Source organism: Arthrobacter sp. 05T45 (genome assembly GCF_056395875.1).
Map to the genome: position 1 here is coordinate 1 of NZ_JBFTKI010000023.1, position 13,747 is coordinate 13,747.

Genomic DNA, 13,747 nt, shown 5'->3' on the forward strand with positions numbered 1-13,747 from the left:
GGCTGGGACCAGGTCGGCGCCGTCGAACTGAACGAGGCGTTCGCCGCGCAGTCCCTGGCCTGCATCAACGCCTGGGACATCGACGCGGGAATCGTGAACCGGCACGGCGGCGCGATCGCCATGGGCCACCCGCTCGGCGCCTCCGGCGGCCGCATCCTCGGCACCCTGGCCCGTTCCCTGCAGGCCTCCGGGCAGCGCTGGGGCGTCGCCGCGATCTGCATCGGCGTCGGCCAGGGCCTCGCCGTCGTGCTCGAAAACGTAACTTCCCGCGATGCGGCATAGAGGACAGGGCTAAGACAGATGCTGAATTTCATCGACACCGTCGGCGAGGCCGTCGCCGGCATCAAGGATGGTTCCACCGTGATGATCGGCGGCTTCGGCAACGCCGGGCAGCCGTTCGAGCTCATCGACGCGCTGCTGGAGTGCGGCGCCACCGGCCTGACCGTGGTGAACAACAACGCCGGCCAGGGCGACCAGGGCCTGGCCCTGCTGATCAAGGAAGGCCGGGTGAAGAAGATGATCTGCTCCTTCCCGCGGCAGTCCGACTCCTGGCATTTCGACGCCAGGTACCGCGCCGGCGAGGTTGAGCTCGAACTGGTCCCGCAGGGAAACCTCGCCGAGCGGATCCGTGCCGCCGGCGCCGGGATCGGCGGTTTCTTCACGCCCACCGGCTACGGCACCATGCTCGCCGAAGGCAAAGAAACCCGCTTCCTGGACGGCAAGTGGCAGGTGTTCGAGACCCCCATCCACGCCGACGTCGCCCTGATCAAGGCCCTCACGGCGGACGGCCGGGGCAATCTGGTCTACCGTAAAACCGCGCGGAACTTCGGCCCCATCATGGCCGCCGCCGCGAAACACACCATCGCCCAGGTGTCCGGGATCGTCCCCACCGGCGGCCTGGACCCGGAAAACATCGTGACCCCCGGCATCTACGTCAACAGCATTGTGAAGGTGGCCTGAGATGAGCATCCCAACCAATGACCAGAGTCTGCGGACCGGCAACCAGGCTGATCTCCAGACGTCCGGCAAGCCGCTGGGCCGTGACGATCTCGCGCGCCTCGTGGCCCGCGACATCGTCCCCGGATCGTTCGTGAACCTCGGCATCGGCCAGCCCACCCTGGTCTCGAACTACCTCGAGCCGGAGCAGAACATTACGCTCCACACCGAGAACGGCATGCTCGGCATGGGCCCGGAGGCCACCGGGGACCAGATCGACGGCGACCTCATCAACGCAGGGAAGATCCCCGTGACCGAACTGCCGGGGGCGTCCTACTTCCACCACGCTGACTCCTTCGCGATCATGCGCGGCGGACACCTGGACATCTGCGTCCTGGGCGCCTTCCAGGTTTCCGCCACCGGCGACCTCGCCAACTGGCACACCGGGGCCCCGGACGCGATCCCCGCCGTCGGCGGCGCCATGGACCTCGCCACCGGCGCCAAGGACGTCTTCGTCATGATGACGCTCCTGACCCGCGACGGCGTGTCCAAACTCGTGGAGACCTGCACGTACCCGCTCACCGGGATCGGCTGCGTGACCCGCGTCTACACCGACAAGGCCGTCTTCCTGACCGGACCCGACGGCGTCCAGGTGCGGGAGACCTTCGGCTGCACGCTCGAGGAACTCCAGGCCATGGTCCCGATGCCGCTCCGGGCGGCGGACCCAAGCTGACGGGCCTGCGGCCGGACAAGCTGTGGGCACCGCTAAAGTGATGCGGGACCGAGAGGCGGAAAATGACTGAGCCAGCCAAGAGCGGCGGCGCGCCCGCGGCCAGCGACCAGTACGTGCAGTCGCTGGCGCGCGGGCTCGCAGTGATCCGTGCCTTCGACACGGAACACCCCAAGATGACGCTGACCGAGGTGGCGGCCCGGACCGAGCTGACCCGGGCCACCGCCCGGCGGTTCCTGCACACGCTCGCGGAGCTGGGCTATGTCCGCACGGACGGCAAGATCTTCGCCCTGACTGCCAAAGTGCTGCAGCTCGGCTACGCCTACCTGTCCGGGCTCTCCCTGCCGCAGCTCGCCCAGCCGCACCTGGAAGAGCTCTCCCTCGAACTGGGGGAGTCGACGTCGGCCGCGGTGCTCGAAGGCACCGACATCGCCTACATCGCCCGGGTGTCCACCCGGCGGATCATGACGGTCGGCATCACGGTGGGCACCCGCTTCCCCGCCTACGCCACCTCCATGGGCAGGGTGCTGCTCGCGGCCCTCCCGCCGGCGAAGCTGGAAGAGTACCTCGCGGCCGCCGAGATCCGGCCCCTCACTCCCGGAGCCATCGGAACGCGGGCCGCCCTCCTGGCGGAGCTGGATACTGTTCGCGCCCAGGGCTGGTGCCTGCTGAACCAGGAGCTGGAGCTGGGCCTGATGTCCATCGCGGCGCCCGTCCACGACGGGCCGAAAGTGGTGGCGGCCATCAACGTCTCGCTGCAGGCCCAGACGGTGTCCGCGCAGCCCGACCCGGACGCCTACCTCAAGGCCGTGCGTGAGGCGGCGCTGGCCACGGCGGAAATTATCTCCGAGGACCTGACCTCGGGCCGGTGAACCGCGTCTCAGACGGGACGTCTGGGAAGGCGTACGTCTGGAAAGAAGTACGTCCGGGAAGGGGTACGTCTGGAAAGAGAACCGTCAGGCAGCGGGATCCGGGATGGGCTCTGTTGAAACCGTGATCGTCACGCCACCGGGTTCGTCACCGATTTTCAAGTGCAGGTCCCTGCCCACCAGCAGGGCATGGATGTCTTCGCTGCCTCCGGGCGCGATCTGCTCGGCCAGCCGTGTGAGCGCCAGCGCCATCGCCCGGCCCCAGTCGTGCGGATCGACGCTGGACGATTCTGCCGTCGCTGAGTAATTCTCTGTTTCAGTCATCTGCCCCCGCTTTCGGCGTCCGGAGCGCAGCCTCCGGCACATCACGAAACCCAGTCTAGTGAGCCTGCGGAGCGCGCGTCCACGATTCGCGCCGGCCCTGCGCAGGTTACGCGGGCACTGCGGCTAGGATTTTAGTTCGGGAACCCTCCGCCGAATTGCCCCTAAGGACGCCATGACAGAGAACAGCACCGCGACGTCGGAGACCCTGGAAACCGGGGACAATACAGCGTCCCGGCGCGCCGCCGTGGTTATCAACCCCATGAAGTCTCCCGGTGAGAGCTTCCGCGCCTCCTTCTTCCGCCTGTGCGAGACCCAGGGCTGGGCGGAGCCGCTGTGGCTGGAAACCACGAAGGAGGACACCGGGCTGGGCCAGGCCCGCGAGGCACTGGAGGCCGGAGTCGACGTTGTGATCGCCGCAGGCGGCGACGGAACGGTCCGCTGCGTGGCGGAAGTCCTCGCAGGCACCGGAACGCCGATGGGCCTGGTGCCCCTGGGGACCGGGAACCTGCTGGCCCGCAATCTCGGCATCGACATCACCGACCCCGTGGCGGCCAGCTACGACGTCCTGAGCGGCACGGACACCAAGGTGGACGTGGTGAAGGCCACGCTGGACCACGCCGAGACGGAATCCACCTTCCTGGTGATGGCCGGACTTGGCTACGACGCCGCCATCATGGCCAACACCGTCGACGAACTCAAGGACCGCGTGGGCTGGCTCGCGTACGTTGAGGCGGGCATCCGGCACCTGCCGGGCAAGCCCATCAGGGCGAAAATCAGCATTGACGGTGAGCACCCGGTACGGCGCCGCATCCGCAGCGTGATGGTGGGTAACTGCGGCAAGATCATGGGTGGCGTGGAGATCTTTCCCGACGCCAAGATCGACGACGGCATCCTGGACGTCGTGATTTTGGCCCCCATCGGCCGGTTCGGCTGGCTGGATGTGCTGGCCGGCGTCTTCGGCCGGAGGAACTCCAAGAACGCGTCGGTGGAATATTTCGCCGGAAAGTCAGCCGAGATCGAACTCGCCCACGAGCAGGAATTCCAGCTCGACGGCGACCCGCTCGGCAAGGCCAAGCACCTCAAGGTCACGGTCGAGCAGGATGCCCTCACCATCCGGATGACAGGCATCTGACCCCGCGCCAACCATCGGGCGGCTATTTCACCGGCCAGCCGGGCCACCGGCCAGCCGGGCCGGCTAACGCGCCGCCGGCCGGTGCGCCAGGATCTCCGCGAGTTCGGCCAAACGGTGTGCGCGGGCGGACTCGGCTGGCGTAAACGGCTCGCCGGGCCGGGAAAACGTAATGGGCCCGTGCCACGCCGTAGGGATTTTCAGGACCGTCCCGTCACCGCCCGTGGAGGGCGGGCCCTCGGTGATGCCGGCGGCCGTTCCGGGGATGATCCGTGCCCGCAGCAGTTCCGCGACCGCCAGCGGCAGCTCCTCCGGGCTGGCGGCGATCCGGGCGGCCAGGCTCAGTGCGCCGGTTTGCCCGTCGGCCATGGCAAGGGCGGTGGTCGGCCAGACGTGCGGGTCCGCTCCGCCGCCGGCCCGCAGCGCCCGGAGCAGCTCGGCTTCGCGGACTTCGCCCGGGGCCGAGAGCACAAACTCGTCCAGCACACCGCCGGCCACGGGATGAACATGAATGCTGAGGATGTTCGTGTTCAGGCCGGCCAGGGCCTGCGTCAGTTTCTGCAGCGACCCGGGCTTGTCTTTCAGGACGGTCCGCGCCCGCCACAGGGCGGGTGCGGCGCCGAGCCGTTTGCGGTGCCGCAGGGCCGGGGCATGCAGCCAGCCCCTGAGCATCCGGGCCGCCGAGGGTTCGGCCACCCAGATCACCAGGATGGTCGCGGTCATGGTCAGCACCAGGACCTTGGCAACGTATGGCAGGTGGGTTTGCACCACCGCCGCGTGCACCAGCAGTTCGATCGGGAGCATCACGGCGACATTGGCCAGGGTCAGCCGTGCCTTGGTCGGTTCGGGCATCTGGCCGCACACTTCGCAGCTCAACTCGGAGGTGGCCGGGGACTGGGCTTTGCCGGTGGTTTTGGCAGGGTTTTTGCCTGTAGCGTTGCGCGTCATGCTCCCATGATTCCGGCCGGCTGTTTCGGCCGGGTTGCCGCCGGGTGACGGTTTCGCGCCGGGACCGGGCCAGGCCGAGTGATCGTGCTGTTACAGGTCCGGTCCACCCTCCGGGCCGCGCTGGAGCAGGTGGCGGTGGGCGTAAAGGTCGCGGAGCAGGGCGACCTCGGCCAGGTGGTGGATCATCTCACGGTTGATGTGCAGGACCAGTGCTGCCATGGGGGCATCGGCGTACGGGCCCTCGGCCGGCCCGCAGGGTGCCGCCAATCCCGATTCGTGGAGGCCCTTCACGCCGTGGACCCACCGGCCGTAGTACTCGTCCAGCTGGGCCAGTGCCCCGGCCGCGGTGCCGGGGTAGGCGAAGCTCTGGTAGTCCAACGGTGGGCCGCCAAAGTGCCATGCCGTGCGTGCGCCGAGGACGCCGACCAGAATGTGGCACAGGCGCCACGCAATGGTTGTCACCGGAGCAGGAACGGGCTCCGGGTAGCTGAAATCTATGGTGAATTCGCCCGAACCCGGCGCGGCCGGCGGCGTTGAGGCGTCTTTGCGGCGGACATTCCAGCCCGGTACCGGCTCCCAAAAGTACTCGTGGTCAGTCAAGCCCTCCAGCCGCGGCCGGGCCTGATTGGCAAAATGCCAGTCCAGTTGGTCCACCAGCTCGTGGTTCCAACTAAGGTCCGGCATGGTGTTCCTCCTTGGCAGCCAGGCTCGCGCGGCGGGGCCCCTACATCAAAGCACCCGGGTCCGGCCGCCCGCCAGAGGGCCCGGCAAGGACGGGTCAGACGTGAGTTCGGCTTGCGGTTCCGGCCGGCTCGGACGAGTGTGCCTTCCCGTCTGGGTACTCCCCGTCCCGGTGTTCCCCGTCCGGGTGTTCCCCGACGCGGGCACGGGTGGCCGCGGAGTCCGGGCCGGCCAGATTGGCCAGCAGGTCGCGGATCTCGGCCAGCAGCGCGGTGTCGGCCGGGATCGGTTTCTCCTCGGGCTCGGCTGCCTTGAGCCGGTTCTTGACCATTCGGTTGATCCGGTTCATGGGGGCCACGAAAATGAAGTACACCACCGCGGCGGTGATGAGGAAGGTCAGGAAGGCCGTCACCACGGCGCCGATGTTGACGAAGGTCTTGTCGTTGCCAGGCCAGACGTAGAAGCCCAGGCCGTGGGTCTCGACTCCGCCGGCGGCAGCCAGGATCGGGTTGACGATGTTTGCGGTGAACGCGCTGACCAGGGCGGTGAAAGCGGTGCCGACCACGACGGCGATGGACAGTTCGATCACGTTGCCACGCAGGATGAAATCCTTGAATCCTTTGAGCATGGGGAACCTCCGGTGTGCGTTGCGGGCTTGATTCAACCGATAGACGCTACCACTTCGCGGTGCAGCCGGCCGATCCCGATCAACGGATTCCGATGCCGCCGCCGCGCCGTTCCGGCGTAAACTCCCTCTTGGATGCCAGCGCCGCCGTCGTAACACTCCGGCTGCAACGAAAGGCGCCTGAACTCATGAACAAATGCGTGAGAACCCGCCCATGAAGAGCTTTTTCGCTGTGAGGCCGGCGCTATGAAGGTGTTCGCCGAGATGTTCACCATCGCGCCGGGCAACAAGGACCACCAGGTTGCCTTCCGCTGCGCCGTGGGAGTCTTTGTTCCGCTGATCACGCTGGTGCTGCTGGACCGCCTGGATCTGGCAATCTTCGCTTCCTTCGGCGCCTTCACCGGCATCTACGGCCGCAACGAGCCGCACGCCAGGCGTCTGACCCTGCAGGTCCGCGGCGGCGGGCTGATGCTGCTGGTGATGTTCCTGGCCGCCCTCACCGCGCGGGTGGACACCCTGGCCGGGCTGTCGGCGGCAGGCACCACCTGGGTCCTGGTCGTGGCCACCACCGTGATCGCGTGGGGCTGCTCCCTGGTTGTCGCGTGGTGGCGCCTGCGCCCCTCCGGTTCGCTGTTCCATATCTTCGCGTTCGCGGCCATCGCGTCAATCCCCAATCAGCCGCCGCTGTGGCAGGCCATGCTGGTGGCGGTCCTCACGGTGGCTTTCTCCCTGCTGCTCGGCCTGTCCTCGCGGGTGGCCCGGAGCCACCGGACCCCGTGGGTGAATCCGAGACCGGCGGCCCTCACTCCGCGGGAGACACGCACCGCGTGGCATGAAAGCTGGGGCTACCTCGTGGCGGCAGGCTTGGCGGGAACGCTGGGAACCCTGGCCGGGGAATGGCTGGGCATTGGCCACAACTACTGGGCGATGGTGGCCGCCGTCGTTCCGCTGGTGGGCCACACAACCCGGCACCGCGTCAGCCGCGGCCTGCAGCGAATCGCGGGCACAGCCCTGGGGCTGGTGCTGCTCGCCGGCATCCTGCTCCTGCAGCCGACGCCCTGGCAGACGGTGCTGGTCATTGCCGCGTGCCAGTTCGGCGCCGAGATGTTCATCGCCCGCCAGTACATGCTGGCGCAGGTTTTCGTCACGCCGCTGGCCCTGACCTCGACGCTTCTCGTGGCGCCCGTGCCGCCCGGCCTCCTGCTCCGCGACAGAATCGTCGAGACCATCATCGGCGCCGCCGTCGGCATCGCCGTCGTGCTGGCGCCCGGCGCGTGGCGCAAACTCAGGGGCCGCCGCGAGGCGCGGACCCCGGAGCGCTTCTCCTAGGCGCGACTGACGGCTACGAGTGCCCGACGCTGGCGCCGGCGCGGGACACTGCCGGAACGGTTTGCGGGACAAAGGCGAGGGCGAGCACCGCCAGGACGGCGGCCGCGGCGAAAACATAGAAGCCCCACGGGTAGGCGATGCCGGCGGCCACCAGCGCGCCGGTGACGGCCGGGCCCATAATTGCCCCCAGCCGGCCCACGCCGGCGGCAAAGCCCAAAGCGGTGCCGCGCAGGCGGACGGGGAAGAGCTGGGTGACCCAGGCGTAGACCAGAACCTGGGAGCTGAAGACGAACACGCCGGTGACGAAGACGGCGGCATAGAGCACCACTTCGTTCTGGATCTGGACGCTGAGCGCGGCCAGGAACACGGCGGAGAGGCCAAACCAGAGCAGGACGATCTTCTTGGTCCCGTGCCGGTCGGCCAGGACGCCGGCGATCAGCAGGCCCACCACGGCGCCCACGTTCAGGACCAGGAGCAAGGCGAGGCCGGCGTTCAGGCTGTAACCGGCGGAGGCCATGAGCTGCGGCAGCCAGGTGTTCAGGCCGTAGACCAGCAGCAACCCCATGAAGGACGCCACGGCCACACCGGCCGCAATCAGCGGGTAGGGCTTGCGGCCCAAATCCCGGAAGCTGGCGCGTTCTTCCGCGGGCGCGGCCCCGGCCTGTGTGCGGGCCTGGCTGCCGGCCGGGGACTTGGCGGCCGCGGGGATGTGGTGGACCGGCGGGAGGGTCTCCGGAAGCTTGAACCACAGGAAGGGGACCAGGGCGAAGCCGGCCAGGCCGCCGGCCACGAACATGGTCCGCCAGCTTGGAATGACCATGAGGGCCAGGAACGCGGTGGCCACGGCGCCGACGTGGTACCCGGTCATGGTCCGGGTGGTGGACTTTCCGGCCGTTCCGGCGGGTGCGTAGTCGTTCATGTACGCCAGCGCGGCGGGCAGGCAGGCGCCCAGGCCGAGGCCCGCCAGCAGCCGGAACGTGCTGAACCACGCAACGTTGGGTGCGAAGACGACGGCGATCGTAAAGAGGGAGAACCACGCCACACAGGCCACCAGCAGGTTCCGCCGGCCAAAGCGGTCCGAGAGCGGGGCGATGAAGAGCGCGCCGAGCCCCACACCCACCAGGGAGACGGTTGCCGCGAACGTCGCCCCAACGGCGTCGAAGCCAAGTTCCTGCGACTTGATGAGGGTCGGGATGACCGTGCCGAGCACCACCAGGTCAAAGCCGTCCAGCACCATGGCCAGCCAGCAGAGCCACACGGGCCACCGTGATTTCTCCCCCGATGACGACGACTTGTCCAATGACGACGTTGACATTGTTACCCCAGCGCTAGTGTTTAGGTGATTCCGTGCCCCGGCCGGCGTTCGCCGGGCCTCTTTCCATTGTGAGAGTTCTATCACCGCACCGTGTTGCATGGGACACTTAAAACCATTCAACGGAAGGGATCTGGTGGCCAACTCGAACTCCGGCGACTCGGTGGTGGACCGGGTCCTGCGGTTGATTGCCGCGTTCCCTGAAGGCGTCACGGCGCTGCCGCTCTCGGAGCTTGCCGCGAGGGCGGAGCTCCCCCTGACCACCGCGCACAGGCTCGTCCGGCAGTTGGCCGGGCATGGCCTGCTCGACGTCGGCCCCGGCGGCTCCGTCAGCCTGGGCCTGCGGCTCTGGGAGCTCGCCAACCGCAATTCCCCCACGCTCGAACTCCGCCAGGCAGCCCTGCCCTTCATGGAGGACATCCAGCAGGTGCTGCATCAAAACGTGAACCTCGCCGTGCTGGACGGGCAGGAAGCGCTCTTTGTGGAGCGGCTGTCCCGCCGCGGCTCCGTCGCCAACCGGGCGCAGGTGGCCGGCCGGATGCCCGTGCACGTGTCCTCCGCCGGGCTGGTGCTCATGGCCAACCAGCCCCGCCCCGTCCAGGCCGAGTACCTCGAGGGATTCAGTGATCCGACCGGCCGGCTGGCACTGGAGGATCTCCGCGCCCTCCTTGGCGAGGCCGCCCACCGGGGCTATGCCCAGCTGGCCGGCGTCGTGGACCCTGACACGTGGGGGATCGCGGTTCCGGTGCTGGACCGCAGGAAGCACGCTGTGGCGGCCCTCGGCGTCGTTGTTCCCCTTCGCGAGGTGCGCCTGCAGGCGCTTGTTCCCGCCCTCCAGACGGCGGCGCGGGGGATCGGACGGCGGCTGGGAGAACCCCGCGAGAATCCAGTATTCCATTCAGCGGAATCCATGTAACGCGCATCACCCCCGGGGGAGCACACTGTTAGCCGGAAGACGAAAACGGCCCCGGCCCCGACCGCCCGGACCCCGCAACGAAGCGAGACTCACATGGCACAGCGAAAAGTCATCACCACCCAGGTAGCCATCATCGGGGCCGGCCCGGCCGGACTCATGCTGTCCCACCTGCTGGCCAAGGCCGGCATCGAATCCACCGTGCTGGAGATCCGCAGCCACCAGGAGATCTCCGAGACGGTCCGTGCCGGCATCCTTGAGCACGGCTCGGTCAACATGCTCGTCGACAGCGGTGTCTCCGACCGCGTGCTGCGTGACGGCGACCGGCACGACGGAATCGAACTGCGTTTCAACGGCGAAAGCCACCGGATCGACTTCCAGGACCTCGTCGGGGAATCGGTGTGGCTGTACCCGCAGACGGACGTGTTCCTGGACCTCGCCGCACGCCGGAAGGCCGACGGTGGCGATGTCCGCTACGGCGTCACGGACACCACCATCCACGACATCGAAGCCAAGCCCAAGGTCTGGTTCACGGACGCGGACGGCGTCGAGTACGAGCTCCAGGCCGACTTCATCGCCGGCGCGGACGGCTCGCGCAGCCACTGCCGGTTCCAGATTCCCGAGGCGCACCGCAAGTGGTACTTCCACGAGTACCCCTTCGCCTGGTTCGGCATCCTGGCCGAGGCGCCGCGCAGCTCCGACGAGCTGATCTACGCCAACTCGGAGAACGGCTTCGCCCTGATCAGCCAGCGCACGGAGACGGTCCAGCGGATGTACTTCCAGTGCGACCCCAACGAGGACGTCAACAACTGGGATGAGGACCGCATCTGGGAGGCCTTCCGCAGCCGCGTCAACGGCAACGGATTCGAGGTCAAGGAAGGGCCCGTGATCGACAAGACGGTCCTGAAATTCCGCAGCTTCGTCCACGCCCCCATGCGGCACGGCAACCTGTTCCTCGCCGGAGACGCCGCGCACACGGTGCCGCCCACCGGGGCCAAGGGCCTGAACCTGGCGCTGCATGACGTCAAGGTCCTCTTCGAGGGATTCGACAGCTTCTACGCCACCGGCTCCGCCGCGCTCCTGGACGCCTACAGCGACCGCGCCCTGAACAGGGTGTGGAAGGCCCAGCAGTTCTCCTACTGGATGACTTCAATGCTGCACACCCCGGCCGGCGCCGATGATTTCTCCCGCGCCCGCCAGCTGGGCGAGCTCCAGTCCGTGGTGTCCTCCCGCCACGGCAGCGCCTACCTCGCGGAGGCCTACACCGGCTGGCCGGGGGCCCGCTAGACCGGCGGCCCGGCGGGGCTCATATTTTCCGTCGACAGGCACCGGGGCCAGGACTAGCCTTGAACCGTCCCAGCACGACCCGACAAGGACGATGGAGAGGTGTCCGATCATGGGAACCGAAGAGAATGTTGAACTGGTACGGCGGGGTTACACGGCCTTCAACGCAGGGGATATGGCGACCCTCAGCGACCTGTTCGCGGAGGACGCAGTCTGGCACGTTGCCGGAAGCGGCGTGCTATCCGGAACCAAACAGGGCCGCGACGCGATTCTGGCGTACTTCGGTGAACTGGGCGCGCGCACCCAAGGTCACTTCCAAGCCAACGTCGAGGACATCGTCGGCGGGGAAAACCACACGGTCGCGATCCAGCAAACCCACGGGGAAGCCAACGGCAAAACCCTGGACATGCCTACCGTCATCACGTTCGTGGTTCGCGACGGACAGATCGCGGAAGGGCGGGAGTTCTTCGAGGACACGGCCAAGGCAGACGACTTCTGGACCTGACCGAACAACCGCCTGATCGGCCCCGCCCGCAGGCTGTTTCCATCATCGGCGGCGGCATCGCCGGGCTGGCTCTTGCAGCCCGGCTGGATCCCGCGCGTTTCGAGGTCACGGTCACAGAACAGCGGTGCGGGCTCCCGACCGTGGGGACATCCTTGGCCATGTGGCCCGCGGCCCAGCGCGCCCTCGGCGATTTGGGCATCCTGGACGCCGTCAGGAAGGCCAGCCCGGTGATCGACGGCATGACCGTCCGGGCGGCCTCCGGCAGGGCATGGACATCAGCGCAGGCGACGGGGCTGATCGGCGTCTCCCGGGTTGATCTCGTCCGGCTCCTCGACGGTGCAGTCCCGGCCAGCGTGCGCCGGGTGTCCGGCCGCCTCGACGTCGTCCGTCCCGGTCCTGCCGGCCTCGTGGTGGGCGCTGACGGTGTCCACAGCGCGGTGCGCCGCAGCTGCTGGGGTGCCCGCTCCGGTGCCCGGTACACCCGCTACCTCGCGGTCCGCGGCGTGGTTCCCGGATCGCTGTGGCGGGGGCACACGGGCGAATACTGGGGCCGCGGGCAGCTCTTCGGGATTGGTCCCGCGGCGGCCGGGACCAACTGGTACGCGGCGTTCCGCTCCGGGGCGGGACACGGAAGCCTCGACGTCGCCGCGGTCCTGGCGGAAACCCGCGCCCGCTACGCAGGCTACGCCCCGGGCATCCGCGACGTCCTGGCCGCTGCGGAACCGGAAACAACCCTGGTGCAGCGGATCTGGACGACGCCGCCGCTTGGCAGCTATGTCCGCGCCCGGGTGGCACTGCTCGGGGATGCCGCCCACGCGATGACACCCAACCTTGGCCGGGGTGCCTGCGAGGCGCTGCTCGATGCCGTGACCCTCGCGGCGCTGCTCAATACCCGGCCCGTGGACGAGGCGCTGGGCGCCTACAACCGGGCGCGCCACCTCCGCACGCAGGCGTTGCGGTGGGCGTCGTCGGCCGTGATGCGGCTGGCCCTGGCGGAGCGGGGCCAGCCTGTGCGGGACGCGCTGCTGGGCTTGGCTAGTCCTGGTCCAGGGTCTCGGTCAGATGGTGCGTTGGAATCCGGTCCCGGTCGTAGGTGATCTCGGTATAGCCGTGCGGCTCTGGCTTGCCGGACGGGCTCAGGTTCACGAAGACGATCTCATCAATGGTGAGGATGCTGCGGCGCGTGATCATGTTCCGGACTTCGGCCCGCATGGTCAGCGATGTCCGGCCGAAACGGGTCGCGGTCAGGCCCATTTCGATCAGGTCGCCCTGGACCGCGGAGCTGACAAAGTTGATTTCGGAGATGTATTTGGTGACGGCCCGGCCGTTGCCCAGCTGCAGGATGGCGTAGATGGCCGCCTCCTCGTCGATCCACTTCAGCAGGCTCCCGCCGAACAGGGTGCCGTTGGCGTTGAGGTCCTCGGGCCGCACCCATTTGCGGGTACGGAAGGTGATGTCGGCCGATTCCATAGTGCGAGGTTAGCCGACTCCGTGACCGGCGGCGTTGTGTGACGCAGCCGGCCCGGGGAGGCGCGCGGCCTCACGCCATGGCGGTGTGCGCGGCGCTGTGCGAATCGATCGGCTTCGCGTAGCAGTACGAGTGCACCAGGCCGACATAAGGCCCAAAGTTCGGCACGGAAACGAAGCCCGAGTTCTCGTAGAACTGCCGGCCGTCGGTCTGCACCGAGCCGGCCTCCGCAGTCAGGGTGGTGATTCCCAGCGCGTGGGCGTGGGCTTCGAGGGCCGCGAGGATGGAGCTCGCCACTCCTGAGCCACGGGTGTAGGGCAGTACGTAGAGGCGTTTGATTTCAGCGGTGGTGGCGTCCAGCATGCGAAGGCCGCCGCAGCCCACCGGCTGGCCTGAGGCTTTGTCGTGCGCCACCAGGAACACCGCCGTGTCCGCTTCCGACGGCGGCGGGCCGGGTTCGTGGTCGGGCCGGCCGAAGCGGGCCTCGAGTTCCGCCTGCTGGGCTGCCCTCAGGTCCGCGCCGACGGGGTTCGCCCAAGTGACCTGACGGATGTTGAGCCGCGGGTTGGTCTGCATCACTGCCTCGATTCGCCGAAGTGTTATGCAGTCCAAGGCTAGGCACCAGCGGTTTCGGCTGTGTTTCCTGCCGGTAAGCGTCGCGAGAACTGTGGGCGGATGGCAGTGCAGTTGCGGC

16 protein-coding genes and 1 pseudogene are annotated in these 13,747 nt (G+C 68.2%); 10 read left to right on the forward strand and 7 right to left on the reverse strand.

Annotated features, from left to right (window positions below):
• The 4 genes and pseudogenes from AC1DGD_RS17630 to AC1DGD_RS17645 all read left to right on the forward strand — a co-directional run.
• Positions 1-282, forward strand: a pseudogene (locus AC1DGD_RS17630) (3-oxoadipyl-CoA thiolase); the annotation flags it as partial.
• A gap of 18 nt (positions 283-300) precedes the next feature.
• Positions 301-960: a 3-oxoacid CoA-transferase subunit A gene (locus AC1DGD_RS17635; RefSeq protein ID WP_476851417.1), complete on the forward strand. Its 660-nt coding sequence runs from the start codon at positions 301-303 to the stop codon at positions 958-960.
• Between the two features lies 1 nt (position 961).
• A complete protein-coding gene (locus AC1DGD_RS17640) occupies positions 962-1,669 on the forward strand; it encodes a 3-oxoacid CoA-transferase subunit B (protein WP_230007404.1) in 708 nt (235 codons plus the stop codon).
• Between the two features lie 62 nt (positions 1,670-1,731).
• A complete protein-coding gene (locus tag AC1DGD_RS17645) occupies positions 1,732-2,538 on the forward strand; it encodes an IclR family transcriptional regulator domain-containing protein (RefSeq protein ID WP_079555075.1) in 807 nt (268 codons plus the stop codon).
• 84 nt (positions 2,539-2,622) lie between these two features.
• Here the strand turns inward: AC1DGD_RS17645 and AC1DGD_RS17650 are convergent, their stop codons facing one another.
• Positions 2,623-2,859 (reverse strand): hypothetical protein, encoded by a 237-nt coding sequence (locus AC1DGD_RS17650; protein ID WP_476851420.1) that lies wholly within the window; start codon positions 2,857-2,859, stop codon positions 2,623-2,625.
• 172 nt (positions 2,860-3,031) lie between these two features.
• Between AC1DGD_RS17650 and AC1DGD_RS17655 the strand changes: the two genes are divergently transcribed.
• Complete coding sequence (locus tag AC1DGD_RS17655; RefSeq protein WP_476857682.1) at positions 3,032-3,991, forward strand: diacylglycerol/lipid kinase family protein; 960 nt, start codon at positions 3,032-3,034, stop codon at positions 3,989-3,991.
• A 63-nt stretch (positions 3,992-4,054) separates the two neighbouring features.
• Here AC1DGD_RS17655 and AC1DGD_RS17660 read toward each other — a convergent pair whose 3' ends face one another.
• The 3 genes from AC1DGD_RS17660 to mscL all read right to left on the reverse strand — a co-directional run bounded on the left by AC1DGD_RS17660 (position 4,055) and on the right by mscL (position 6,245).
• Positions 4,055-4,936, reverse strand: coding sequence for an ACT domain-containing protein (locus AC1DGD_RS17660; protein WP_476857683.1), 882 nt, complete (start codon positions 4,934-4,936; stop codon positions 4,055-4,057).
• 90 nt (positions 4,937-5,026) lie between these two features.
• Complete coding sequence (locus tag AC1DGD_RS17665; RefSeq protein ID WP_476857684.1) at positions 5,027-5,620, reverse strand: DinB family protein; 594 nt, start codon at positions 5,618-5,620, stop codon at positions 5,027-5,029.
• Between the two features lie 94 nt (positions 5,621-5,714).
• Positions 5,715-6,245, reverse strand: coding sequence for a large conductance mechanosensitive channel protein MscL (gene mscL / locus AC1DGD_RS17670; protein ID WP_476857685.1), 531 nt, complete (start codon positions 6,243-6,245; stop codon positions 5,715-5,717).
• Positions 6,246-6,488: 243 nt separating this feature from the next.
• On the opposite strand from mscL, the gene AC1DGD_RS17675 reads away from it, so the two are divergent.
• A complete protein-coding gene (locus tag AC1DGD_RS17675) occupies positions 6,489-7,571 on the forward strand; it encodes an FUSC family protein (protein WP_476857686.1) in 1,083 nt (360 codons plus the stop codon).
• 13 nt (positions 7,572-7,584) lie between these two features.
• On the opposite strand, the gene AC1DGD_RS17680 is transcribed toward AC1DGD_RS17675, so the two are convergent.
• On the reverse strand, positions 7,585-8,886 hold the full coding sequence (locus tag AC1DGD_RS17680; RefSeq protein ID WP_476857687.1) for an MFS transporter: 1,302 nt from the start codon (positions 8,884-8,886) through the stop codon (positions 7,585-7,587).
• Positions 8,887-9,019: 133 nt separating this feature from the next.
• Here AC1DGD_RS17680 and AC1DGD_RS17685 point away from each other — a divergent pair, with 133 nt between their 5' ends.
• The 4 genes from AC1DGD_RS17685 (at position 9,020) to AC1DGD_RS17700 (ending at position 12,682) form a co-directional block, all read left to right on the forward strand.
• Positions 9,020-9,799 (forward strand): IclR family transcriptional regulator, encoded by a 780-nt coding sequence (locus AC1DGD_RS17685; RefSeq protein ID WP_476857688.1) that lies wholly within the window; start codon positions 9,020-9,022, stop codon positions 9,797-9,799.
• A gap of 93 nt (positions 9,800-9,892) precedes the next feature.
• Entirely contained in the window at positions 9,893-11,083 is a 1,191-nt protein-coding gene (locus AC1DGD_RS17690) for a 4-hydroxybenzoate 3-monooxygenase (protein ID WP_476857689.1), read from the forward strand.
• A 109-nt stretch (positions 11,084-11,192) separates the two neighbouring features.
• Positions 11,193-11,585 (forward strand): nuclear transport factor 2 family protein, encoded by a 393-nt coding sequence (locus AC1DGD_RS17695; RefSeq protein WP_230008143.1) that lies wholly within the window; start codon positions 11,193-11,195, stop codon positions 11,583-11,585.
• A gap of 44 nt (positions 11,586-11,629) precedes the next feature.
• A complete protein-coding gene (locus AC1DGD_RS17700; protein WP_476857716.1) occupies positions 11,630-12,682 on the forward strand; it encodes an FAD-dependent monooxygenase in 1,053 nt (350 codons plus the stop codon).
• Here the strand turns inward: AC1DGD_RS17700 and AC1DGD_RS17705 are convergent.
• Positions 12,621-13,055 carry an acyl-CoA thioesterase gene (locus AC1DGD_RS17705; protein WP_079555099.1) on the reverse strand — a complete coding sequence of 145 codons (435 nt, stop codon included), beginning with the start codon at positions 13,053-13,055 and terminating at the stop codon, positions 12,621-12,623. The two genes, AC1DGD_RS17700 and AC1DGD_RS17705, sit on opposite strands and share 62 nt — an antisense overlap.
• A gap of 70 nt (positions 13,056-13,125) precedes the next feature.
• Complete coding sequence (locus AC1DGD_RS17710; RefSeq protein ID WP_043436378.1) at positions 13,126-13,629, reverse strand: GNAT family N-acetyltransferase; 504 nt, start codon at positions 13,627-13,629, stop codon at positions 13,126-13,128.
• Positions 13,630-13,747: the final 118 nt, after the last annotated feature.